At 69.6% G+C, this 21,079-nt stretch carries 23 protein-coding genes and 1 tRNA gene; 10 read left to right on the top strand and 14 right to left on the bottom strand.

Annotation, left to right across the window (positions count from 1 at the left end):
* Positions 1 to 2: 2 nt before the first annotated feature.
* On the bottom strand, positions 3 to 857 hold the full coding sequence (locus ACFYWS_RS31630) for an NAD-dependent epimerase/dehydratase family protein (RefSeq protein ID WP_389282148.1): 855 nt from the start codon (positions 855 to 857) through the stop codon (positions 3 to 5).
* A gap of 197 nt (positions 858 to 1,054) precedes the next feature.
* On the opposite strand from ACFYWS_RS31630, the gene ACFYWS_RS31625 reads away from it, so the two are divergent.
* The 6 genes from ACFYWS_RS31625 to ACFYWS_RS31600 all read left to right on the top strand — a co-directional run bounded on the left by ACFYWS_RS31625 (position 1,055) and on the right by ACFYWS_RS31600 (position 10,474).
* A complete protein-coding gene (locus tag ACFYWS_RS31625) occupies positions 1,055 to 3,337 on the top strand; it encodes a (Fe-S)-binding protein (protein ID WP_389282146.1) in 2,283 nt (760 codons plus the stop codon).
* A gap of 176 nt (positions 3,338 to 3,513) precedes the next feature.
* A complete protein-coding gene (locus tag ACFYWS_RS31620; RefSeq protein ID WP_389282144.1) occupies positions 3,514 to 5,076 on the top strand; it encodes an esterase in 1,563 nt (520 codons plus the stop codon).
* 103 nt (positions 5,077 to 5,179) lie between these two features.
* Positions 5,180 to 6,574: an FG-GAP repeat protein gene (locus ACFYWS_RS31615; RefSeq protein ID WP_389282142.1), complete on the top strand. Its 1,395-nt coding sequence runs from the start codon at positions 5,180 to 5,182 to the stop codon at positions 6,572 to 6,574.
* A 98-nt stretch (positions 6,575 to 6,672) separates the two neighbouring features.
* Complete coding sequence (locus tag ACFYWS_RS31610) at positions 6,673 to 7,824, top strand: FG-GAP repeat domain-containing protein (RefSeq protein WP_389282141.1); 1,152 nt, start codon at positions 6,673 to 6,675, stop codon at positions 7,822 to 7,824.
* Positions 7,825 to 7,996: 172 nt separating this feature from the next.
* Positions 7,997 to 9,478 carry an FG-GAP repeat protein gene (locus tag ACFYWS_RS31605; protein ID WP_389282139.1) on the top strand — a complete coding sequence of 494 codons (1,482 nt, stop codon included), beginning with the start codon at positions 7,997 to 7,999 and terminating at the stop codon, positions 9,476 to 9,478.
* Between the two features lie 108 nt (positions 9,479 to 9,586).
* On the top strand, positions 9,587 to 10,474 hold the full coding sequence (locus tag ACFYWS_RS31600; RefSeq protein ID WP_389282137.1) for a Yip1 family protein: 888 nt from the start codon (positions 9,587 to 9,589) through the stop codon (positions 10,472 to 10,474).
* 81 nt (positions 10,475 to 10,555) lie between these two features.
* Here the strand turns inward: ACFYWS_RS31600 and ACFYWS_RS31595 are convergent, their stop codons facing one another.
* A complete protein-coding gene (locus ACFYWS_RS31595) occupies positions 10,556 to 11,053 on the bottom strand; it encodes a phosphoribosyltransferase (RefSeq protein WP_389282135.1) in 498 nt (165 codons plus the stop codon).
* Positions 11,054 to 11,064: 11 nt separating this feature from the next.
* Positions 11,065 to 11,640, bottom strand: a complete 576-nt coding sequence (gene dcd, locus ACFYWS_RS31590) for a dCTP deaminase (protein WP_326023947.1) — start codon at positions 11,638 to 11,640, stop codon at positions 11,065 to 11,067.
* A 510-nt stretch (positions 11,641 to 12,150) separates the two neighbouring features.
* Between dcd and ACFYWS_RS31585 the strand changes: the two genes are divergently transcribed.
* A tRNA-Gly gene (locus tag ACFYWS_RS31585) sits at positions 12,151 to 12,224 on the top strand.
* A gap of 50 nt (positions 12,225 to 12,274) precedes the next feature.
* Here the strand turns inward: ACFYWS_RS31585 and ACFYWS_RS31580 are convergent.
* The 11 genes from ACFYWS_RS31580 to ACFYWS_RS31530 form a co-directional block, all read right to left on the bottom strand.
* Positions 12,275 to 13,444: a tyrosine-type recombinase/integrase gene (locus ACFYWS_RS31580; RefSeq protein WP_389282132.1), complete on the bottom strand. Its 1,170-nt coding sequence runs from the start codon at positions 13,442 to 13,444 to the stop codon at positions 12,275 to 12,277.
* Entirely contained in the window at positions 13,444 to 13,656 is a 213-nt protein-coding gene (locus tag ACFYWS_RS31575; RefSeq protein WP_389282131.1) for an excisionase family DNA-binding protein, read from the bottom strand. Before ACFYWS_RS31575 ends, ACFYWS_RS31580 begins: the two co-directional genes overlap by 1 nt.
* 3 nt (positions 13,657 to 13,659) lie before the next feature.
* Entirely contained in the window at positions 13,660 to 15,048 is a 1,389-nt protein-coding gene (gene repSA, locus ACFYWS_RS31570) for a replication initiator protein RepSA (RefSeq protein ID WP_389282129.1), read from the bottom strand.
* Positions 15,049 to 15,052: 4 nt separating this feature from the next.
* Positions 15,053 to 15,241 (bottom strand): hypothetical protein, encoded by a 189-nt coding sequence (locus ACFYWS_RS31565; protein WP_389282128.1) that lies wholly within the window; start codon positions 15,239 to 15,241, stop codon positions 15,053 to 15,055.
* A gap of 92 nt (positions 15,242 to 15,333) precedes the next feature.
* On the bottom strand, positions 15,334 to 15,630 hold the full coding sequence (locus ACFYWS_RS31560) for a SpdD-like protein (protein ID WP_389282126.1): 297 nt from the start codon (positions 15,628 to 15,630) through the stop codon (positions 15,334 to 15,336).
* 24 nt (positions 15,631 to 15,654) lie between these two features.
* Positions 15,655 to 15,810: a hypothetical protein gene (locus ACFYWS_RS31555; RefSeq protein WP_389282124.1), complete on the bottom strand. Its 156-nt coding sequence runs from the start codon at positions 15,808 to 15,810 to the stop codon at positions 15,655 to 15,657.
* An 8-nt stretch (positions 15,811 to 15,818) separates the two neighbouring features.
* Positions 15,819 to 16,007, bottom strand: a complete 189-nt coding sequence (locus tag ACFYWS_RS31550; RefSeq protein ID WP_389282122.1) for a mobile element transfer protein — start codon at positions 16,005 to 16,007, stop codon at positions 15,819 to 15,821.
* 19 nt (positions 16,008 to 16,026) lie between these two features.
* On the bottom strand, positions 16,027 to 16,701 hold the full coding sequence (locus ACFYWS_RS31545; protein WP_389282120.1) for a DUF2637 domain-containing protein: 675 nt from the start codon (positions 16,699 to 16,701) through the stop codon (positions 16,027 to 16,029).
* Positions 16,702 to 16,735: 34 nt separating this feature from the next.
* Entirely contained in the window at positions 16,736 to 16,930 is a 195-nt protein-coding gene (locus tag ACFYWS_RS31540) for a hypothetical protein (RefSeq protein WP_389282118.1), read from the bottom strand.
* Positions 16,931 to 17,014: 84 nt separating this feature from the next.
* On the bottom strand, positions 17,015 to 18,355 hold the full coding sequence (locus ACFYWS_RS31535; protein WP_389282117.1) for an FtsK/SpoIIIE domain-containing protein: 1,341 nt from the start codon (positions 18,353 to 18,355) through the stop codon (positions 17,015 to 17,017).
* A 2-nt stretch (positions 18,356 to 18,357) separates the two neighbouring features.
* A complete protein-coding gene (locus ACFYWS_RS31530) occupies positions 18,358 to 18,687 on the bottom strand; it encodes a hypothetical protein (protein ID WP_389282116.1) in 330 nt (109 codons plus the stop codon).
* A 161-nt stretch (positions 18,688 to 18,848) separates the two neighbouring features.
* On the opposite strand from ACFYWS_RS31530, the gene ACFYWS_RS31525 reads away from it, so the two are divergent.
* From ACFYWS_RS31525 to ACFYWS_RS31515, 3 genes are all read left to right on the top strand, one after another.
* Positions 18,849 to 19,649, top strand: coding sequence for a GntR family transcriptional regulator (locus ACFYWS_RS31525; RefSeq protein ID WP_389282114.1), 801 nt, complete (start codon positions 18,849 to 18,851; stop codon positions 19,647 to 19,649).
* Positions 19,649 to 20,323: a YdcF family protein gene (locus tag ACFYWS_RS31520; protein ID WP_389282113.1), complete on the top strand. Its 675-nt coding sequence runs from the start codon at positions 19,649 to 19,651 to the stop codon at positions 20,321 to 20,323. The genes ACFYWS_RS31525 and ACFYWS_RS31520 overlap by 1 nt, the downstream gene beginning before the upstream one ends.
* A 61-nt stretch (positions 20,324 to 20,384) precedes the next feature.
* The gene (locus ACFYWS_RS31515) at positions 20,385 to 20,693 is read left to right on the top strand and encodes an ankyrin repeat domain-containing protein (protein WP_389282112.1); all 309 of its coding nucleotides are present in this window, start codon (positions 20,385 to 20,387) and stop codon (positions 20,691 to 20,693) included.
* The last annotated feature ends 386 nt before the right edge of the window (positions 20,694 to 21,079 follow it).

Here is a 21,079-nt window from a genome sequence, read left to right as displayed (position 1 = left end):
GGTCAGACCCTGGCCGCGGCGGTCGTGACCACGCCGAACGCGCCGCCCGCGTCGACGAGGGCCGCGTCCACGATGTCGAGAAGCCCCAACGTCGGCTCCCAGCCGGTGAGTTCACGCAGGGGCCCGACGTCCGGATCGCGCACCCCCTCGCACTCCTCCCCGCACACCTCCTCGCACACCTCCTCGTACGGGACGAAGAGGAGCGGGGAGGGGGAGCCGGAGCGTTCCACGATGACGCCTGCCAGGTCGGCGACGGCCGTCTCCTGTGCGCCGCAGACGTCGAAGGCGCGGCCGGCCGCGGCCGGCTCGGCGAGCAGCCTCAGCAGCGCGTCGACGGTGTCGGCGACGTGCGTGAAGCGGAGCCGCCGGGTGCCGTCGCCGTGGATGGTGAGCGGCAGGCCCGAGACCGCCTGTCCGGCGAGGCGCGGAACGACGGCGCCACGCGCGGGCGACTGGCGCGGCCCGACGGTGTCGTACAGCCGGACCACGGTCACGTTCGCGTCGCAGGCCTCGTCGGCGGAGGCGGTGAGCAGGCGGCGGCCGTGTTGCCGGGCGGCCTCGACGACGGGGTGCTCGCCCGCCGTGGCCAGGTGGACCACCGCGTCGCAGCGGCCCGCGAGTTCGGCGACGAGCCGGGCGTCGAGGGCCGAGCCGCGCACGAAGCGGAGCCGGGGGCTGGGCCAGGCGGCGGCGAGGTTGGCGCGGTCGCCTGTGGACAGGTCGTCGAGGACGACGACGGTGTGTCCTTCGGCGAGCAGTGCGTCGGTGAGGTGCGAGCCGATGAAGCCCGCGCCACCGGTGACCAGGTATGTCAGAGGTGCGGTCGTGGAGGGTGCGGTCGTCAACGGTGCGCTCATCCCCATAAGTTATTCCGTAATGTCCAAATATGGGGTGAATAACACGATCCGCTTTGGGGCCCTGCGGTGATCCACACAGGGGAACCTGCGCGACACAGATCACCAGCCTGGCGACTACATTGCGCACAGGTAAGTGGGTAGTCTCGGACAGACAACCTAAGTTACCGCTTAGTAACGCAGGCCCGAGGAGCCCCCAAATGCAACTCGCCGCGATCATCGTGTCGCTGGCCCTGATCGTCGTCGGCGTGGCTCTGTTCGCCCGAGCCATCGCGCAGATCTACCGCTACGTGCGGCTCGGCCAGAACGTCCCAGCGGGGACGCGTACCGACGAACCCGTCCAGCGCACCGTCACCGTGGCCAAGGAGTTCCTCGGCCACACCCGCATGAACAAGTGGGGGATCGTCGGCTTCGCGCACTGGTTCGTCGCCGTCGGCTTCTTCTCGCTGATCCTGACGATCGTGAACGCCATCGGCCAGCTGTTCCAGGCCGACTGGCTGCTGCCGATCATCGGCGAGTGGGCGCCGTACAACATCTTCGTCGAGTTCATCGGCCTGATGACGTCGCTGGGCATCCTCACGCTGATCGTGATCCGCCAGCTGTCGAAGCCGAACAAGGCGGGCCGCAAGTCCCGCTTCGCCGGATCGAACTTCGGCCAGGCGTACTTCGTCGAGGCCGTCATCCTGATCATCGGCGTCTGCATCCTGACGCTGCACGCCCTCGAAGCGACGATGCACGGGCTCGACCACTACGAGGCGTCGTTCTTCGTCACGTACCCGCTGGTCCTGGCTTTCAAGGGGCTGAGCCTCGGCGCGCTGCAGAACATCGTGTACTTCACCGCCATGGTGAAGATCGCGACCTCGTTCATCTGGATGATCACGGTCGCCCTGAAGACCGACATGGGCGTGGCCTGGCACCGCTTCCTGGCCTTCCCCAACATCTGGTTCAAGCGCGAGGCCGACGGCGACGTCGCGCTCGGCGCGCTCGCGCCGATGACGTCCAAGGGCGAGCCGATCGACTTCGAGGACCCGGGCGAGGACGACGTCTACGGCGTCTCCCAGGTCGAGCACTTCTCCTGGAAGGGCCTGCTCGACTTCTCCACCTGCACCGAGTGCGGCCGCTGCCAGTCGCAGTGCCCCGCCTGGAACACCGGAAAGCCGCTCTCCCCGAAGCTGCTCATCATGTCGCTGCGCGACCACGCGCACGCCAAGGCCCCCTACCTGCTCGCCGGTGGCGGCAAGGACATGGAGGGCAACGAGCAGGCCACCGAGGAGCAGCTCAAGGACGTCCCGGCCGCCGCCCTCGCGGAGGCCGAGCGCCCGCTGATCGGCACGGTCGAGGAGAACGGCGTCATCGACCCGGACGTCCTGTGGTCCTGCACCACCTGCGGCGCCTGCGTCGAGCAGTGCCCGGTCGACATCGAGCACATCGACCACATCGTCGACATGCGCCGCTACCAGGTGATGATCGAGTCCGCGTTCCCGTCCGAGGCGGGCACGATGCTCAAGAACCTGGAGAAGAAGGGCAACCCCTGGGGCCTGGCGAAGAAGCAGCGCCTGGAGTGGCTCAAGGAGCTCGACTTCGAGGTCCCGGTCGTCGGCAAGGACATCGAGGACCTCACCGAGGTCGAGTACCTCTACTGGGTCGGCTGCGCCGGCTCCCTCGAGGACCGCGCGAAGAAGACCACCAAGGCCTTCGCCGAGCTCCTCAACATCGCGGGCGTCAAGTTCGCGATCATGGGCGGCGACGAGAAGTGCACCGGTGACTCCGCCCGCCGCCTCGGCAACGAGCCGCTGTTCCAGCAGCTCGGCCAGGAGAACGTCATGTCGCTGAACATGGCCTTCGGCGAGGAGTACGACGACGACGGCAAGGTCACCGAGGAGTCCAAGAAGCCCCGGACCGCCAAGAAGATCGTCGCGACCTGCCCGCACTGCCTCAACACGATCGGCAAGGAGTACCCGCAGATCGGCGGGGATTACGAGGTAATCCACCACACGCAGCTGCTCCAGCACCTCGTCGACGAGGGCAAACTGACGCCGGTCACGCCGGTCGAGGGCATCATCACGTACCACGACCCGTGCTACCTGGGCCGTCACAACAAGATCTACTCCCCGCCGCGCGAGATCATCGCCAGCGTCCCGGGCATCCGCAACGAAGAGATGCACCGCCACAAGGAACGCGGCTTCTGCTGCGGCGCCGGTGGCGCGCGGATGTGGATGGAGGAGCGGATCGGCAAGCGCATCAACAACGAGCGTGTCGACGAGGCGCTGAGCGTGAACCCGGACATCGTCTCCACCGCCTGCCCGTTCTGCCTCGTCATGCTGACCGACTCGGTCAACGGCAAGAAGAACGACGGCAAGGCCAAGGAGTCCGTCACGGTCGTCGACGTCGCCCAGCTGCTGCTCGACTCCGTCAGGACGCCGGTCGACCCGGCGGGCGAGGCGGAGACCGAGGACGCGCCGGAGCCCGAGCCGGTGAAGTAACCGGCCGCGTACGTCACTTGAGGGCACCCCGTCACGACGGGGTGCCCTCTTCTTTTGTTCCGTCCCGTACAACCCTTCCGACCTATCCCGTGTCAAAGGGTGCGCCGGACAAGGAACGGGCCCTTTCCGGCCATCCCCCCGCGCTGCCCGGCCTTCCTTCGACCAAGGAGCCGCACGTGCGCAAGAACCGTTCGGCCGCCCTCGCCGCGGCCTCGTTCCTTCTTCTCACCGGTACGTTCATCGCCGCCGCCCCGTCCGCGTACGCGGGCACACCCGGTGGCACCCGCGCCAACGACCGCAACACCGATTTCAACGGCGACGGCTACGACGACGTGCTCGTCGGCGCCCCCGGGGCCACCGTCGGCGGGCACGCCGGGGCCGGGATCGTCACCGTCCAGTACGGCGCCGCGAGCGGCATGGGGACATCCCGCTCCGCCGTCCTCAGCCAGAGCACGACCGGGGTGCCCGGCGCCGCCGAGAAGGGCGACGCATTCGGACAGGCCGTCGCCACCGGGGACCTCGACGGCGACGGCTACGACGACGCGATCGTCGGCTCGCCCGGCGAGGACCTGGGCACCGTGACCGACTCGGGCGGTGGCGTCGTCCTGTGGGGCACGCCCAAGGGCCTGACCGGCAGCGCCAGTACCGGACTTGAGGCCGACGAGCCCGCCACCGGCGGCAAGTTCGGCTCGGCGCTCGCCGCCGCCCGGTTCACCGACGGCGGCGACGGCGACCTGCTCGCCGTCCTCGACTCGGTCGGCCTCGCGATCTTCCGCTACGAGGCCGCTCCCGCCGCCAGATCCACCACCGGCGCGGCGGCGAAGAACCTGGTCCGCGACTCCCGGACCGACTTCGCCCCCAAGGCACCGAAGGCCAAGGCACCCCAGGGCAAGGCGCCGACGGCCACCGCACGGGCCGCCACCCTGGCCGCGCCGACCGGGATCCAGCCCACGTCCCTGACCACCGGCGACTACGACGCCAACGGCTTCGCCGACCTCGTCGTCTCCGGCACCTCGGTCGGCGACGAGTCCGGTGACGGCTGGTCGTACGTCATCCCCGGCACCGCCTCCGACGCCGAACCGCTGCCGAACCTCACGGTGCGCGGCGGCCCGGTCGCCGCCTCCGGAGACGTCAACGGCGACGGCAAGGACGACCTCGTCACCGGTGAGCCGAACAGCCCCGACGACGGAGGCCCCTGGACGACCGGCGGCATGGTCGGCGTCCACTACGGCTCGGACACAGGCCCCAGCGGCGAACCGCAGTGGTGGACGCAGGACTCCGACGGCGTGCCCGGCACCGCCGAGAAGGGCGACGGCTGGGGCGGCGACCTGTCGGTCGGCGACACGAACGGCGACGGATTCGCCGACGTCGCGATCGGCGCGCCCGGCGAGGACATCGGGACGGTCGCCGACGCGGGCGCCATCACCGTGATGCGAGGAACGAGCCTCGGCCTGCGGACCAGCGACGTACGGGACTTCAACCAGAACTCGGCGGACGTCCCCGGCGCGGCCGAGAAGGGCGACAAGTTCGGCGGCCAGGTCTCCTTCACCGACCCGAACGACGACGGACGGTTCGGCCTCCTCGCGGCGGCGCCCGGCGAGAACACCAACGACGGTGTGGTGTGGGTGTTCTCCGCGGGATCCGGTGGGATCACGGCGGCCGGCTCCTGGACGTACGGGGCGGGCGCCCTGTCCGGTCCGTCCCTGGACGCACGGTTCGGGGCCGCGATCGACGAGTGACCGAGGCGTCTTCGAGCGTCTTCGTACAACCATTCACCGGCCCCCAGCCGTCACACCAGCGGACCCACCGAGTACAACTGCCCCACCCAACGCTGGAGTTGACGTGCGCCTCAAGAAAATCGCCATGGTCGCCGGGGTGGCCGCCCTGACCGCGGGCGGCCTCACCCTCCCCCTCGCGGGGACCGCGTCCGCCGCGACGACCCTCAAGGACGACTTCAACGGCGACGGCTACCGCGACCTCGCCATCGGCACGCCGGGAGCCAACGCCGTGACGGTGACGTTCGGTTCGGCGTCCGGCGTGAGCGGCGGCAAGGCCGTGACGATCACACAGGAGACCTCCGGGATACCCGGAGTCACCGAGAAGGAGGACGAGTTCGGCGAGAACGTCACCAGCGGTGACGTCGACGGCGACGGATACGCCGACCTGATCGTCGGCGCCCCCGGCGAGCAGGTCACCGACTGGGCGAGCGGCTCACTGAACGTGGTGTGGGGCGGCGCGAACGGCTTCACCAAGGGCGCCACCGTCTACCACGCACCCTCCGCCGACGACGAACGCTTCGGCGAGAGCGCCGTCCTCGTCGACCTCGACGGCGACGACCACGCCCAGCTCGCCGTCGTCAGCGCCAAGAAGTTCTGGTGGTACTCGGACTCCAACAAGCCCGAGGACGCCTACGCGCCGGAGGTCGAGTTCGTACCGGCCGACGTGACCCTCGAAGGCCTCACCGCCGACCAGTTCCGCAAGCCCGGCGTCGGCGAGACCTACACCTACGTCCTCTACGGCAAGCACGCCGACGGCAGCCCCTACACGGGCTGGGTCAACGGCGGGCCCGGTGACATCGGCTACTACTCCGGGCGGATCGACGGGCAGTACGCCGGCGCCACCACCGGGGCCGCCGCCACCGGCGACGTGAACTGCGACGGCTACCCCGACCTCGTCACCGGCCAGGCCGACGACAACTCCATCTGGGTGTTCTACGGCGGATCCACCATCTTCACCGACGAGATGGAGGGCATGGACAAGGTCACCCAGGACAGCGCCGGGATCCCGGGAGCGACGGAGGCCGAGGACCGGTTCGGCGCCTCCGTCGCCGTCGGTGACGCGGACGGCGACGGCTGCGCCGAGGTCGCGGTCGGCGCGCCCGGCGAGACCGTGGACGGCGTCAAGGGCACCGGCTCGGTCGTCGTCCTCAAGGGCGGCGAGGGCTACATCGACGCGGGCCGCTCCTACCACCAGGAGACCAGCGGGGTGCCCGGCGTCGCCGAGACCGGCGACCGCTTCGGCTCCACCGTCCGCCTCAAGGACATCAACGGAGGCGGCCGCGCCGACCTGTCCGTCGCCGCGTCCGGCGAGGACATCGGCTCGGCCGCGGACGCGGGCGCCGTCACGGTGCTGCGAGGCTCCTCGCCGTACCCGACGACGACGGGCGCGACGTCGTTCAACGGCTCGGACTTCGGCCTCCCCGGCGCGGGCATCGCGTTCGGTACGTCCCTGCGCTGACGGCCCCGTCCCCGCCCCTGCCATCATGTGGACGTAGTCAACTCATGGGACGGGCGGGGGCGTTGTTGATGCCGGATCACATACGAAGAAGCGGCGGGGTGCTGTGCGCCGTACTGCTCGCCGCCACGCTCACGGCATGCGGCAGCCACGACGACGGCGCCGGCCGCCGCCCCACGACCGTGGCGGGCAAGCAGCACCGGAGCGCGCCGCTGCCGATCCCGCGCGGCAAGGGCAGCAAGCTCCCCACCGACTTCAACGGTGACGGCGCCCCCGACCTCGTCCTCGACGACCTCGCGCACGACGGGCTCGGCGACGACCCCGGCATCGGCGTCGTCTACGGCAAGAAGGGCCACGGACTCGTCGCCGGGACCCGGCAGTTGCTCACCCCGGCGAAGTACGCGGCGCGGACCAAGGGGCGGGCCCCGGCGACGTTCGCCTCGGAGGCGAGCTGCGACCTCGACCGGGACGGATACGCCGACCTCGTGGTGTCGACGGACCCGCCGTACGACGGCCAGGGCATGCCGCCGGTCCCGCTCCAGATCCTCTTCGGCTCACCCACCGGGATCGCAGGCAAGGGCGTCACGCTGAAGATCCCCGCGCGGGCCAGGGTCGGCAACGAGTGGCCCGACCAGCCGGTGTGCGGGGACTTCGACGGCAACGGCAGGAACGACCTGGTGGTGCACGCCAGCGGGGGCCGGCTCAGCGTGCTGCCCGGCCCGTTCACCCGCGCCGGCGCCCCGCGCGGCACCACCCGCATCGCGCAGGCCTCCGGGAACGTGCCGACAGGACCCGCCGCCGACCTGAACGGCGACGGCGCCGACGACGTCCTGGTCCGCGCCCACGCGGGCACGGCACGCGCCACGGTCGCCCTCGGCGGCCGCGGCGGCTTCACGAAGGGCGCCACGTACTCCTCCGGCACGGCGGCCGTGGCCGGGCGCTTCGGGGTGGCGGTGCTCGGCAAGGACGGACTCCGCCTGGGCGGGCGCACGCTCGACGTCACCGGGGACCGGCTGCTGCCGGCCGGCCGCGGCCTACTCGTCTCCGACGCCGACACCACGTACCTGATCCACGCGGGCACATCCCACCGCCTCCCGGCGAAGGGCCACGCCATCGCCGCGGCGGACTACGACGGCGACGGCCGCATCGACGCGGCCCTCCAGTCGACCGCCCCCGACCGACTGACCATCGTCCCCGGCTCCACGAAGGAACCCCGCCAACCCTCCTTCACCACCCGCGTCTTCACCGACTGACTCGAGAAAACAAACCCGACCGCTTCCCCGTACAACCCTCCTGCCCCACCAACGGTCTCCTGTTAGCCGAACGCAGGGTCATGCCCCGGGCAATTCCCGGCCAACGACCGGCGAACGGCACCCCGTTGACGGGACACCCGCCAGGCGTCCCCTTCCCGCAGGAGCCAACCGAATGGCCAAGCACAGCCGTACCCCCGCCCCGTCCCGGACCCGCGTCCGCCTCGCCGTGGCCACCGCCACGGCCGCTGCCCTGACGGGCGGGCTCTTCGTCGCCACGGCGGGGACCGCGACCGCGGCCACCCCCGGCGTCGCCGCCTCCGATGCCGACTTCAACGGCGACGGCGCGGCCGACGTCGCCACGTCCGCGCCGCTCGCCTACGTGTCCGGGCACTCCGGCGCCGGACAGGTCAGCGTCCTGTACGGCGGCGGCAAGCACACCACCATCAGCCAGAACTCCACCGGCGTGCCCGGCACGGCCGAGGCGGGCGACACCTTCGGCGCCGCCACCGCCTACGGCGACTTCAACAGCGACGGCTACGACGACCTGGTCGTCGGCGCGCCCGGCGAGGACGTCGGCACCGACAAGGACGGCGGCACCGCGGTCATCCTGTGGGGCTCCGCGGGCGGCCTGAACGGCGGCAAGAGCGGCAAGACGCTCACCGACCCGCGCCCCACGAAGCACGACGCGTTCGGCGCCCGCCTGACGGCAGGCGACTACTTCGACGCCGGCACGGACGACATCATCGTGGCCACACCGAACTCGTCCACCATGGACCGGATCGCGATGGGCGGCGACCAGAGCTGGTCGACCCTGAGCGCACCCGTGCAGAGCGGCTCCGACGGCGTGGGCATCCACAACCTGCACACCGGCGACGTCAACGGCGACGGCCTGGACGACCTGCTCGTCAACGGCTACGAAGCCGACTCCGACATGGGCTGGAACGCCAACTACTACCTGCCGGGCGGCAGCGGCTTCAGGACCGGCGAGGGCGCCGTCAAGCTGCCCGCCGGTGTGATCACGGACATCGGCGACGTCGACAGCGACGGCTACGGCGACGTCGTCATCGGCCTGGAGTGGGACACCGACTCCGGCGTCCCCGGCGCCCAGCTGGGCGGCGCCGTCAAGATCGCCCACGGCTCCGCCAACGGCCCGGTCGCCTCCACCGTCCAGACCATCGACCAGGACACCTCCGGCGTCCCCGGCGGCGGCGAGACCGGCGACGACTTCGGCGGCGAGCTCGACCTCGGCGACATCAACGGCGACGGCCACCTCGACCTCGTCGTCGGCTCCGTCGGCGAGAACCTGGGCGGCGTCGCGGACGCCGGCGCGATCACCGTCCTGTACGGCGCGGCCGACGGCTCCGGCATCACCGGCGCGGGCGCCAAGCTCTACAGCCAGAACACCCCGGGCGTCCCCAACTCCGATGAGACGAACGACAACTTCGGCTCCGACGTCCACATCGACGACATCGACGACGACGGCCGCGGCGACGTGATCGTGGGCGCTCTGGGCGAGAACGGCGGCAACGGCGCGGTCTACGCCCTGAACTCCAAGGCCGACGACACCCTCTCCGGCTCCGCCGGCACCTACGTCTCGACGCTCGGCATCTCCGGCTCCGGCACCCCGCTGCTCGGCGCCAACTTCGCCGACTGACCTTCCCGTCGGGCGCGTCCCCTAGGGGATGTCACAGCTCAGCCGCAATGCCGGGCCCGAACCCCGGGCCCGGCATCGCGTGCACGGAAACCAGGTACGTTCGAGTACGTGGCTGGATTCAGGAACGGACGCGGCCGGGACAACCGCGAAGCGCCGCAGGGGCACCCTCCGTACGGGCCCCCTCAGCAGCAGCAACACGCGTACGGGCAGCAGCAACAGCAACGACAGCAGTGGCCGCAGCCGAACGGCGGGCACGGGGGACACGGCGGGCACGGCGGGCACGGCGAGCCGGAGTACTTCGGCGATCCCAACGCGCCCCGCGCCCACGACCCGTACGCGGCGAACAACCCCGGTCACACCCAGGCGTTCTCGGTGAACCCCGGCGACGACCCGTACGCGTACGGCCAGGGCGCCACGTACCAGGCGGGCGCGTCCGCCCCGGCCGGACCGGTCGGCCCCCGCCTGCACTGGAAGCCGCTGCTCTCCGGCATCTTCCTGCGCCCCTCGGCGACGTATCTCCAGATGCGCGACTACGCGATGTGGGGCCCGGCCCTCATCGTCACGTTCCTCTACGGACTCCTGGCGATCTTCGGCTTCGACGGCGCCCGCGAGGACGTCATCAACGCCACGATGTCCTCGGCGATCCCCTACGTCCTGACGACCGGCATCGCGATCACGATCAGCTTCTTCGTCCTCGGCGTGGTCACCCACACCCTGGCCCGCCAGCTCGGCGGCGACGGCGCCTGGCAGCCCACGGTCGGCCTGTCCATGCTGATCGCCTCCCTCACCGACACCCCGCGCCTGGTCTTCGGCATGTTCCTCGGCGGCGACGCGATGTTCGTGCAGATCATCGGCTGGGCGACGTGGATCGTGGCGGGCGCCCTGCTGACCACGATGGTCTCCAAGTCCCACGACCTGCCCTGGCCGAAGGCGCTCGCGGCCTCGGCGATCCAGCTGATCGCACTCCTCTCGATCATCAAGCTGGGCACGTTCTAGAACTTTCCGGCGAGAACCTGCCGGCACACGAAATGAGGGGCCCCGCGGGGCCCCTCATTTTCGTACGTCCGTCTCCCGCGCTCAGGCGTCGAGCACCTGTCCTGCGCGCTTCGCGACCGGCGGCTCAACACTCCACGGGAAGTTGATCCACTCATCCGTCCGCTTCCACACGTACTCGCACTTCACGAGCGAGTGGGACTTCTCATAGATCACGGCGGACCGGACCTCGGCGACGGTGTCGAGGCAGAAGTCGTGCACCAGCTTCAACGTCTTGCCGGTGTCCGCGACGTCGTCGGTGATGAGGACCTTCTTGTTGGAGAAGTCGATGGCGTTCGGCACCGGCGCCAGCATGACCGGCATCTCCAGCGTCGTGCCCACACCGGTATAGAACTCGACGTTGACCAGGTTCAGGTTCTTGACGTCCAGCGCGTACCCGAGCCCACCCGCGACGAAGACACCGCCACGCGCGATCGACAGGATGATGTCGGGCTCGTACCCGTCACCGGCGATGGTCTCCGCGAGCTCGCGGATCGCGACCCCGAACTTCTCGTACGTAAGGTTCTCGCGTACGTCACTCATATCGCTGCTGCTCACACCTGGGTCCGATGGAAATTGAGGAAGGAACGGGAGGCGGTCGGCCCGCGCTGTCCCTGGTAACGCGAACCGTAGCGCTCGCTCCCGTACGGGAACTCGGCGGGTGAGGACAGCCGGAACATGCACAGCTGCCCGATCTTCATGCCGGGCCACAGCTTGATGGGGAGCGTCGCGAGGTTCGAGAGCTCCAGCGTCACGTGGCCGCTGAAGCCCGGGTCGATGAACCCGGCCGTCGAGTGCGTGACGAGCCCGAGCCGCCCGAGCGAGCTCTTCCCTTCGAGCCGCGAGGCGAGGTCGTCGGGAAGGCTGATGACCTCGTACGTCGACGCGAGCACGAACTCACCGGGGTGCAGGATGAACGGCTCGTCGCCCTCCGGCTCCACGCACCGCGTCAGGTCGCTCTGCTCGACGCTCGGGTCGATGTGCGGGTACTTGTGGTTCTCGAACACCCGGAAGTAGCGGTCGAGACGTACGTCGATGCTCGACGGCTGCACCATGGATTCGTCGTAAGGATCGATCCGGACCCGCCCGGCGTCGATCTCGGCCCGGATGTCCTTGTCTGAGAGAAGCACGTAGCGAGGATACGCAGTGGGCGCGGGCCCGCCACAATCGGCGGGGCCCGCGCCCACTGTCACTGGTGCCGCTTACCGCTCGTCCGGTCCCACAGGAACGGCGTGCCGAAGTCGCGCGCACCGCGGACACCGAATAAGCCGGCTGGGACCGAGGCGGTCCGCCTGCTGCATCGGGAACGAAGCGGTGCTGAACACGTGCCCTTCGGCACATCGGACGACGGTGCGATCCATCGAGTCCATCAAGTCCCGGAGTCCCTTCCCCACGGAGCCATTGGGCCAGTTTCCTGACCGACGACGGAAAGCAACATTACGGGATGAAAGGGACGCCAATCCAGGCGGCACCCCGACGTGAATCGTCTTCGGCCGGACTCCCCACCGTACGCTCCAACTCCCTTCACCCGCAGTCACTTCCATCCCCCACAACGCAGCCGGGCCCCGGAGGCTTCAGCGCCCGGGGCCCGGCATGGGGTACAGTGTCGCCAGTACGGATCGCCTCAACGGCCGTACCGCGCGGGTGTAGTTTAATGGTAGAACATAAGCTTCCCAAGCTTAGAGCGCGAGTTCGATTCTCGTCACCCGCTCCAACGCTAAGGCCCAGGTCAGAGACCCGGGCCTTTTTGCTGTGCGGATTCGCTCAGTCGTCGCGTGCCACATCCGTGCCAGAAGCTTGATCATCCGGCTTCCGTGCCACAGCCTTGCGAGCCCGCCGAACGCTCCGGTCGAGCATGCCCGCGACCTCCTGTTGCCGCCCCTCTTCCGAGTGCTGATAGATCATCGCGGCCTTCTCCGAGGACTGCCCGGCACGCACCATCGTGTCTTTCAGCGTGGCGCCGGATCGGGTCGACAGGGTGTGCCCGGTGTGGCGCAGGTCGTAGAAGCGGAAGTGCTCCGGCAGGCCGACGGTTGTCCGGGCCTTGCGCCAGTGCCGGCCGAAGGTGCTCCGGCGGAAGGCGGCCCCTCGCTCACCGACGAAGACGAGACCATCGGCCCCTTCTTCGGCGTACGACTCAAGGTGCCACCGCAGCTCACGTTCCAGGAACGCGGGCAGGTAGATCGTGCGCATGCCAGCGTCCGACTTGGTCTCGCCGGGCGCACGGCGGCCGTTGACCCGCTCCGGTTCGGCGACACGCACCGTAATCTTCAGCGCGTCGAGATCAACGTCACGGCGACGAAGTCCCGCCAGTTCCTCGGGCCGGGTCGGGCCGTAGGCACCGAGGTAGACCATCAGACGCCAGCGCATCCCGACCGCTTCAGCGAGGGCGTCGACCTGGGCAACGGTGGCCGTGGGACGCTCCGCCGCCTTCTCCGCACCGGCACCCTTGATCCGACACGGGTTGCGCCTGATCAGCTCGTCGTCGACCGCCGTTTCCATGATTCCCTTCAGCAGCCGGTATGCCTTGGCCGTGACGACCTTGGAGCCGGTAGCGAGCTGGTCCGTGCGCCAGGACCGGACGCGCGGCGCGGTGATCTCGTCGAGGTCGTCCTCACCGAAGGTCGGCAAGAGGTGCTTGTCGAGCAGCCGCCGGTACAGGTCCACGGTGAGCACGCTGAGTTCGCGATCCTTCAGCCACGTGTCGGCGTACGCCTGGAAGCTGACCCCGCCCGCATCGGGATCGGTCCAGTCGCCCCGCCTGATCTCGGTCTGCTTCTCGGCCAACCAGTCGTCAGCATCGTTCGAGGTCTCGAAGGTGTACGGCGCCGGGCGCATCACGCCGTCAGGCCCCGGATAGCGCGCCTGGTAACGCCCCGAGGGGAGTTTCCGGATCGCTCCGAACCGGCGCCGCCTGCCCCTGTCGTTCGCCATCAGGCAGCCCTCCCGTACCGAGCGCGGGAACGCTTGCGAGGCTCGACCGTGTGGGCGGAGATGTACTCACGCACGGAGCTCTCGGGGATGCGGACGTGGCGGCCGACCTTCACGTACGCGATGCGGCGTTCCTCGATCAGGCGCCGAGGGAAGCGGACGGTGGTGCCGAGGATCTCGGCGACCTGGGTGACGCTGAGGTAGCGGTCGTTCATGGTCTACTCCCCTTCTTCCTGGGTCGAGTTGGCGCATTCCTCGCGGGACAGTTGTCGGTTCTGCTCGATGTCGCGGCGGACGTTGGCCGCGATCCAGGACTCACCGGGCGTGTGACCGTGCCCGGCGTACGACCAGTGGGCGAGCGTGAGCGTGGTCCCCTCGTCGATCTCGTCGGGGTCGGGCAGGCCGAGCGCGGCGCGGTGTTGAGCGGCGCGGTAGTCGGCGCGGACCTGGCGCAGGGCGCCGAGGGTGGTCGAGTAGCGGCGGGACTTGGTGGAGAAGTGGCCGCGGAATCCGAGCATGTGGGCCCAGTCGCGGAGCTTGCGGTCCGGGTAGGCGTGGTGGAGGTCGAGGCAGGCCTCAATGAGGCGGCGCGGGTGGTCGGGCACGTCGAGGAGGAGCAGGGCTTCCTTGTTGCCGATGCGGCGGTCCACGGTGCCCGTCGTCTCGGCGGCCTTGGTGGCGTACTTGGCCACGTAGGAGGCGACCGCCGCCTCTGTGATCTCGGAGCCGTCTCCGAAGGCCTTGATGGTCTGCACGTCGAGGCGGTCGCCCCAGCACAGGACACGGGCCGGTTGGTCGCCGGACGCCTCCAGGTCGACGCGGACGCGAGCAGCTGCCGCGCGGATCGCGTCGGTCAGGAGATCGACCGTGGCCCAGTGCGGCGGCGGGGAGTCCGGGCCTTCGGGGCCGTCGAAGCGGATCACGGCGTGGAAGTGGATGGCGCCGCGCTTTTGGTACTCGGCGACCTTGCCGAAGGAGAGCCGGGACTCTTCCTTGGCCGCTTTCTGGGTCAGGCCTGCGCGGGCGGCGATCTCACGGCGCAGGTAGATCGTGAAGTAGCGCCACAGCTCGGAGGCGTGGTTGTTCCACAGGACCGCGCCCGCGTAGTCGTAGGTGGCCGGGTCGAGCGGGGTGCCCAACTCGGGTGCGTCTTCCGGGTGTCGGGTGCCGCAGCGGCAGGGCCGGGTGCCGGGCCGGTTGTGGACCGGGCCGAAGCTCGGGGCGGTGAGTGTGGCGAAGACGCGGGGGTGTTCGCGGACCGTGGGCGGGGTGCCCTTGGCCGGGTCGCCGACGAGGCCTGCGCGGATCAGGTGGTAGGTGTCGCCCGCGTACGTCCAGGCGCACGAGGGGCAGCGGGAGGCGCGGCGGTTGCCGCAGGCGATGCGGAGCTTGCCGCCGGGCTCGGTGTCGGTCGAGTACGAGTACAGGGCCTGACCGGTGGCGCGGTCGCGAGTGACGGTCGAGCCCTGGAGGTGGATGGGGTCGGAGCAGCCGCCGGTGCGGCGGATCTGGTCTTGGATGCGGTCGAAGCCGGGGGACCCGGCCACCCTCAGCACATCGGCGAGAGTGGCCGGGTCCAGGCCCGCCACGGTGGCGGCGTCGGTCATGCGCTCACCGTCCGGCGGAGACGAGGAGCGGGGCCGGGGCGGTACGGCCGAGGCCCTTGCAGGTGCGGCAGGTGGCCTTGATGACGTGCAGGTGTCCGGCGTGGTCGCGGCCGAGGCCGGAGGATACGGCGACGGTCGGGAAGCCGTCGCAGTCTCGGCAGACGCGCGAGCGGGCAGGGGTGGGCTGGGCCATGATGAGACTTCCCTTTCGGGTCCGTTGGATCTGGAGGGGTGGAGCCGTCCGGGGCGGCGGAGACTTGGCGGTTGAGGCCGCCCCGGAGGGTGTTACTTGCGCTCTTGGTTCATGAGCGAGCGGACGACGAGTGCGACGATCGCGAGCGATCCGGCGGTGATCGCGACCGCGAGGAGCATGGAGACGAGCACGGTGCCGATCACGAGGACCGCAGCCGTTCCGCCGCCGACGAGCAGCGCCAGCGAGCCGGGGGTGAGCTGCACCGTGGGCCGTGCGGAGGCGACCGGGACGGGCGCCGGGGTCGTCTGGTGATGCCCGACGATGGCCCCGCTGAGCGGGATGGTCTGGCCGGTCGGCTGGTCGTTGACCGGGATCTTCGGCGTGAACACGAGCGGACTCCTTTCTGATCTGGGCTAGTTGACGAGGGAGCCGACGGCGGGGCCGAGGAAGCTGTGCGCGAGGAGGTAGCCGCCGATCAGGAGCAGCACCACGAGCCAGATCGGCGGCCGGGTGAGCCTTATGCCGAGGTAGCCGACGACGATCACGGCGAGCCAGAGCGGGACGTCCATGAGGTCTCCTAGGCCGAGCAGCGGTGTGTGCGGGCGGCGAGTTCGGCGGCGGAGCGGTCGTTGTACTCCGTGGAGAAGTCGCAGCGGGGCGCGGTGCAGGCGGCCGTGTGGCGGTCGCGGCCGCGTCCGTCGTAGAAGGTGGCGACCTGGACGGGGCCGAACTTGCGGACGTTGCGGAAGCGCCGATAGGCGGTCATGGGTGGTGCTCCTTCCTGGTCAGGTGAGTTGGAGCTGTGCGGCGATGGAGTCGACGACCGGTGCCGGGAGCCCGAGTTGGGCGCGCAGGTTGGCGGCCGGGAGCGGGGTGCCGGTGGTCGCGTGGTGCTTGTCGGCGAGCTTTCGGGCGTGGTCCAAAAGTGCCGGCGGAACGCTCACCGGGTCCGGCTTCGGGGCCGGGGCGGGGTCGGCGGCCGGGAGTTCGGCAGGCTCGGCCGGTTCGGGGCGCTCGTCGAGTACGGGCGCGGGCTCGGCACGCTGCACGTCGACCGGGGTCGGTTCCTCGGTCGACTCCGGAGCGGGCTCCGCGGCCGGGGTATGCACGAGGAGCGTGCCGCCGAGGAAGGCGAGCGCGGGCCATCCGGCGACGACGATGCGCAGCCAGGCCGGAACGTGGCCGAGGTCGAGGAGACCGGCGGTCGCGATGTTGGCCCCGAGCGAGGCGAACAGCGCGATCACGAACCAGGCCCACGCCGCACGGTCACCGCGGGCGGTGCGCAGTCGGCGCCAGGCCGCGACCAAGAGCAGGTCGACGCTGATCGGGTAGGCCCAGGCTTTCCAGCCGGACTGTCCGGCGGCTTCGGCCAGGTCGTGCAGGTGGGAGAAGGACAGGGCTCCGGCGATCACGGCTTGGATGAGCACGGCGTCCAGACGGATCGAGCGGTTCACCGTCATCACTTCCTAGCGGGGGTCGGGCCCGGACAGGCGGTCAGCGGTTGGCGCGGGGGTAGCCGTGGCCGGGCGGCGGGTACAGCGCGGGCTCGTAGGCGCCGAACAGGGCGACGGCCAGGCCGTACGCGGTCACCGCGACGAACTCGGGGTCGGCGTCCGGGCGGTTGGCGTACTCGCTCAGATCGGAGATGAGGGCGGACGTGATGGTGAGGTCGGCGCAGGTCGAGCACATGAGCGTGGTTCCTCTCTCGGATCAGGCATGGGCGGGGTAGGGACCTGGCGCGAGGCGGTCACGCCAACCGGGGTGGAGGGAGCGTCAGCCGATCGCGGGAGCCGTGGTCGGCCGGGGCGGGATCATCGACGCGGGAACCGGCGCACTCGCCGGGCGGAACGGCTCCAGGGCCGGAAGGTCCGGGATCAGGTGGGCGAACTCGCGGCAGACAGCCACGGTTTCGTCCACGGTGGTCAGCGGGGTGCGGATGCGGCCCCAGCCGCCGGAGGCATCAGCGGCGACGGCCTGTCCGGGCCGGTCGGCGGGGATCGTGCAGGCCACCGGGACGGACTCCGGGGCCACGTCGTTCAGCCCCATCTCGGCCGTCTGCTTGTCGTTGACCCGGTGCACCACGCGGCCGGTGAGCTGAGCGCGGAGCATGGTCGCGCCCTTGCCCAGCTCGGAGCCGAACCGCTGTCCGCAGATCTCCAGGTAGAGACCGACCGAGCGGGACAGTTGGGCAAGCCGGATCAGGCCGGTGACGATCCGCTCGCGACGCTCCTCATCCTTCTTCGAGGAGATCAGGAACAGTTCGGCGATCTCGTCGACCAGGACCACGATCGGCGCCGGGCGCAGGTCCTCGGGAAGCTCCCACAGGTCCGAGACACCATGCTTGGCCAGCAGATCGAAGCGGTCCTCCATCTCCGCAACCAGCACATCGATCAGCGAGGCAGCGTCATCGGGGTTGGTCGCCAGGGCGGACAGTCGCGGGGCATAGCGGTTCTGCTCGACCCCGCGCTTGCAGTCGATCCCCACCAGCGCGACCCGGAGTTGAGCGAGCCCCTTGATCAGGTTGCGCTGATACATGGACTTGCCGGACTGGTTCGCGCCCAGGGTGAGCGCCTGCGGGATCTCGCGGTAGTTCCGCTCGTACACGCTCCCGTCGTCCCGAATGGCGACCGGCACGACCAGGCCGTGCGGCGCGGCCTTCTTCGGCATCTGGACCCGCTTGAGCAGGTCGAAGCCAGTCATCCGCAGTTCCACATAGCCCGGCTTGGTCGGGCGGACGTGGACCGCATGGACGCCCCAGGCGTGCCGCAGCCGCTCGGAGGCCGCCGCGATATCGGCGGGCTCCATGCCAGCAGGCAGACGGAGCGTGACCCGAAGGCCGGTCGAGGTGCCCCGCACCCGGCGGATCTTCGGCGCCACCGGCTGAACCTCACCACGGGCGATCCGGCGGGACATGAACGCCCGCAGGCCGGACGGCTGCACCGTCAGCCCGCACACATCCATCGTGTTCTTGTACGAGAACGAGAACCGGCCCCAGGCCATCGGCAGACCGACCATCCCCCAGTACACGCGCGGCGCACGGACCTTGGCGTAGCCGACGCCACCAGCACCCGCCAGGGCGCCCGTCGCCTCCAGCCACATGGTCAGGTCGGCCATGATCAGGCCCCTGTGGTGAGCGCGACCGCGCGGAAGGCGATGCCGTGCCGCTTCTCGCCGTTGAAGGTGTTCTCCCAGTCCCGCGCCTTCAGGCCGATCACCTTCACCGGCATGCCCGGCGCCAGACCCTCCGGAAGACCCGTCTCCGGCACGGTCACCTGGTACAGGTTCCCGTCACCCTCGTCCGAGACCAGCAGACCCACCGTCGACAGCGGCGCGTCCGTCTCACGGTCCACGGCCCGCTCGCCCGTCTTCTTGTTCACCAGCTTCGGCTCAGGCGCGGTCGCCACGAATACAACGGCGGTCGAAACGTCGATCTTGAAGGACGGCATGCAGTACTCCTTGACTCGATGCGTTGGAGCAGCCCAAAGAAGGCCCTCCCGTTCGCTGTCCTAGGACTGCGAACCCGTTGAGATGACTATGACCCGCAGTCCTGGGACTGTCAACAGTCCTGGGACTGTGTTTGACTGGACTGGTCGAGAGGAGTCGCCCAATGGCGCCCAAGTGGCGGGAGCTGGCGGACAAGCTGGCTGAAGAAATCAGGCGGGGTGAGCAGGGCAAATACCCGCCTGGTGAACAGCTGCCGCAGATCAGGGAACTGGTCGATCAGGGCGAGGGTTCCAAGTCCACCGTCCACCAGGCGTACAAGGCCCTTGAAGCCGAAGGTCTGGTCACCTCGTCTCGCGGGCACGGCACCGTCGTGCGAGAGCAAGTGCCGCTCAAGCGGCTCGGCACTGCCCGATACGACAAGGCCAAGTGGCGTGACAGCGACGAGGTCGCGTTCATCGCGGACCGGGTGGCATCAGGACGCGGCTACCGCCGGAACGAACAGACTCAAACGGTGAGCCGCGTCGAAGCTCCGCCACTGGTCGCGGCCGCTCACGGCCTGCCTGAAGGCGCAGAGGTCTATGCGCGCGCTCGGGTCGTGAAGGAAGGCGCCCAGCCGACTCACACCCTCACGAGCTACTACCGGCCCGAACACGTCGAGGGCACGCGCATCGTCGACCCGACTCCGGGCCCCGCCGGTCGCGGCGGCGGCTTCAAGGTGCTCTACGACGCCGGGTACGAGATCGACCACATGAAGGAAGAGATCTTCGCTCGGGCGCCCTCATCAGACGAGGTGAAGCTCTTGCAGCTCCCGCCGGGCGAGCCTGTCGTAGAGCTGCATCGAACGACCTACACCGCCTCTGGCACAGTGGTCGAATTCGCCATCGGTGTGCACGCGGCTTCGCGCTTTGCCTGGGAGTACGACTTCAAGGTCCCGGACTCCGCGAAGGGCGAGAAGGGGCAGTAATGATCTCGACGCAGGCATGGGACGACGCGCGACACCTGTGGGACTACCACCAGATGGGCCACACCCTGAGGCCTTGCTCGGTCGCGATCGGCTTGGGCAGTCACGACCTGGGCGTGGCCGACACGGCGGTGGACCTCTACAACCGCGGCTTGGCCCCCTTGCTTGTGTTCACCGGAGCCACCAGCCCGACCACGCGCGAGCTCATGCCGCGCGGCGAAGCCATCCACTACCGAGAGCGGGCGCTGGAACTCGGCGTGCCCAGCTCCGCCGTGCTCGTCGAGCCTCAGGCGAGGAACACCGGCGAGAACATCCGCTTCTCGAAGGCCGTGCTCGAAACGGCCGGCATCCCCGTCTCGTCCGTGCTTCTGATCAGCAAGCCGTACGAGGAGAGGCGCGCGTACGCCACGGCCCGGAAGCTGTGGCCCGAGGTCGAGATCCTCAGCGCTTCCACCCCGATGACGCTCGGCGAATACGTCGATTCCATCGGAGACGCCCACAAGGTCATCGACATGCTCGTGGGTGCCCTTCAGCGGCTGCTGATCTACCCGGAACAGGGCTTCATGATCAGCCAGCCCGTGCCGGACGACGTGATCCAGGCGTACGCGCGGCTGTGCAACGAAGGCTTCACGAGCCGTCTCCTGGCCACTGATCAGCCGTCAGGAACGCGTCCGTGAAGTCATGGTGAGTACCAACGAGTTCGAGAACCCTTGTACGCCCGCCCACCAAGCGGTGGAGATGAGCGACCACGCCACACTCACCCGCCTCCTCGACGAGGGGGCCGACGTGAACGAAGTGTGTTGCGGACTGACTCTCCTCATGCACGCCATCGATCTGGAAGGCGACTCCGCTCTTCAGTCGGGACAACCGATCGACAGCGCTCTGACCTCGATCGTTCTTGCCTACGGCGCCGACCCTGCCGCAACGGCCGAAGGCGGCAAGAGCCCCATCGATCTGGCCCGCTCCTACGACCACGACATGGCGATCCGCCTGCTGGACCGATTCCTCACGGATCGCGGACGAGACGCCGGATCGGCAGGAACCTAGTTCAACCAGCCGGGTTCCAGGGGTTGTTACAGGTTTCTCTACCTCATCAAGACCGGCTGCGCTCCGCTCCGCCGGGCGCGCTTCCCGGCTCCGCTGCCCTTCGCGCTCATGCCTTCGGCCCGCGCTACGGGCGCTGCGCCGACGCGCGCCCACGTGTGGTTAGGCCGGGATCATGGGCCGAGCACCCGACGCACACCGGCCACGGTCAAAGACGATGCCTCCGGCGGGGGCGCACCGGCACCGGGGGGAGGGGGAAACGCTGTCGGGTGCGGGTCCGCGGGTGGTTGCGAGGAGCTCCCATCCCGTCCACCGTCGACCCAGGCAAAGCCGAGCAGGCATGGCCCCTGGTGTCCAGGTCGTTCGTACAGTGGCGCGCTCCACCTGGA

The sequence above is a fragment of the Streptomyces sp. NPDC002795 genome, assembly GCF_042888725.1.
GTDB lineage: Bacteria > Actinomycetota > Actinomycetes > Streptomycetales > Streptomycetaceae > Streptomyces.
This window is presented reverse-complemented; position numbering and strand designations above follow the sequence as displayed.

Excerpts from the sequence above, each read along its gene's own strand:
- ACFYWS_RS31535 (WP_389282117.1), bottom strand. The coding sequence starts at position 18,355 with ATGGCCGACCTGACCATGTGGCTGGAGGCGACGGGCGCCCTGGCGGGT.
- ACFYWS_RS31555 (WP_389282124.1), bottom strand. The coding sequence starts at position 15,810 with ATGGACGTCCCGCTCTGGCTCGCCGTGATCGTCGTCGGCTACCTCGGC.
- ACFYWS_RS31550 (WP_389282122.1), bottom strand. The coding sequence starts at position 16,007 with ATGACCGCCTATCGGCGCTTCCGCAACGTCCGCAAGTTCGGCCCCGTC.
- ACFYWS_RS31580 (WP_389282132.1), bottom strand. The coding sequence starts at position 13,444 with ATGGCGAACGACAGGGGCAGGCGGCGCCGGTTCGGAGCGATCCGGAAA.
- ACFYWS_RS31545 (WP_389282120.1), bottom strand. The coding sequence starts at position 16,701 with ATGACGGTGAACCGCTCGATCCGTCTGGACGCCGTGCTCATCCAAGCC.
- ACFYWS_RS31525 (WP_389282114.1), top strand. The coding sequence starts at position 18,849 with ATGGCGCCCAAGTGGCGGGAGCTGGCGGACAAGCTGGCTGAAGAAATC.
- ACFYWS_RS31630 (WP_389282148.1), bottom strand. The coding sequence starts at position 857 with ATGAGCGCACCGTTGACGACCGCACCCTCCACGACCGCACCTCTGACA.
- ACFYWS_RS31530 (WP_389282116.1), bottom strand. The coding sequence starts at position 18,687 with ATGCCGTCCTTCAAGATCGACGTTTCGACCGCCGTTGTATTCGTGGCG.
- ACFYWS_RS31565 (WP_389282128.1), bottom strand. The coding sequence starts at position 15,241 with ATGGCCCAGCCCACCCCTGCCCGCTCGCGCGTCTGCCGAGACTGCGAC.
- ACFYWS_RS31515 (WP_389282112.1), top strand. The coding sequence starts at position 20,385 with ATGAGCGACCACGCCACACTCACCCGCCTCCTCGACGAGGGGGCCGAC.
- ACFYWS_RS31520 (WP_389282113.1), top strand. The coding sequence starts at position 19,649 with ATGATCTCGACGCAGGCATGGGACGACGCGCGACACCTGTGGGACTAC.
- ACFYWS_RS31575 (WP_389282131.1), bottom strand. The coding sequence starts at position 13,656 with ATGAACGACCGCTACCTCAGCGTCACCCAGGTCGCCGAGATCCTCGGC.
- ACFYWS_RS31625 (WP_389282146.1), top strand. The coding sequence starts at position 1,055 with ATGCAACTCGCCGCGATCATCGTGTCGCTGGCCCTGATCGTCGTCGGC.
- ACFYWS_RS31540 (WP_389282118.1), bottom strand. The coding sequence starts at position 16,930 with ATGTGCTCGACCTGCGCCGACCTCACCATCACGTCCGCCCTCATCTCC.
- ACFYWS_RS31605 (WP_389282139.1), top strand. The coding sequence starts at position 7,997 with ATGGCCAAGCACAGCCGTACCCCCGCCCCGTCCCGGACCCGCGTCCGC.
- repSA (WP_389282129.1), bottom strand. The coding sequence starts at position 15,048 with ATGACCGACGCCGCCACCGTGGCGGGCCTGGACCCGGCCACTCTCGCC.
- ACFYWS_RS31595 (WP_389282135.1), bottom strand. The coding sequence starts at position 11,053 with ATGAGTGACGTACGCGAGAACCTTACGTACGAGAAGTTCGGGGTCGCG.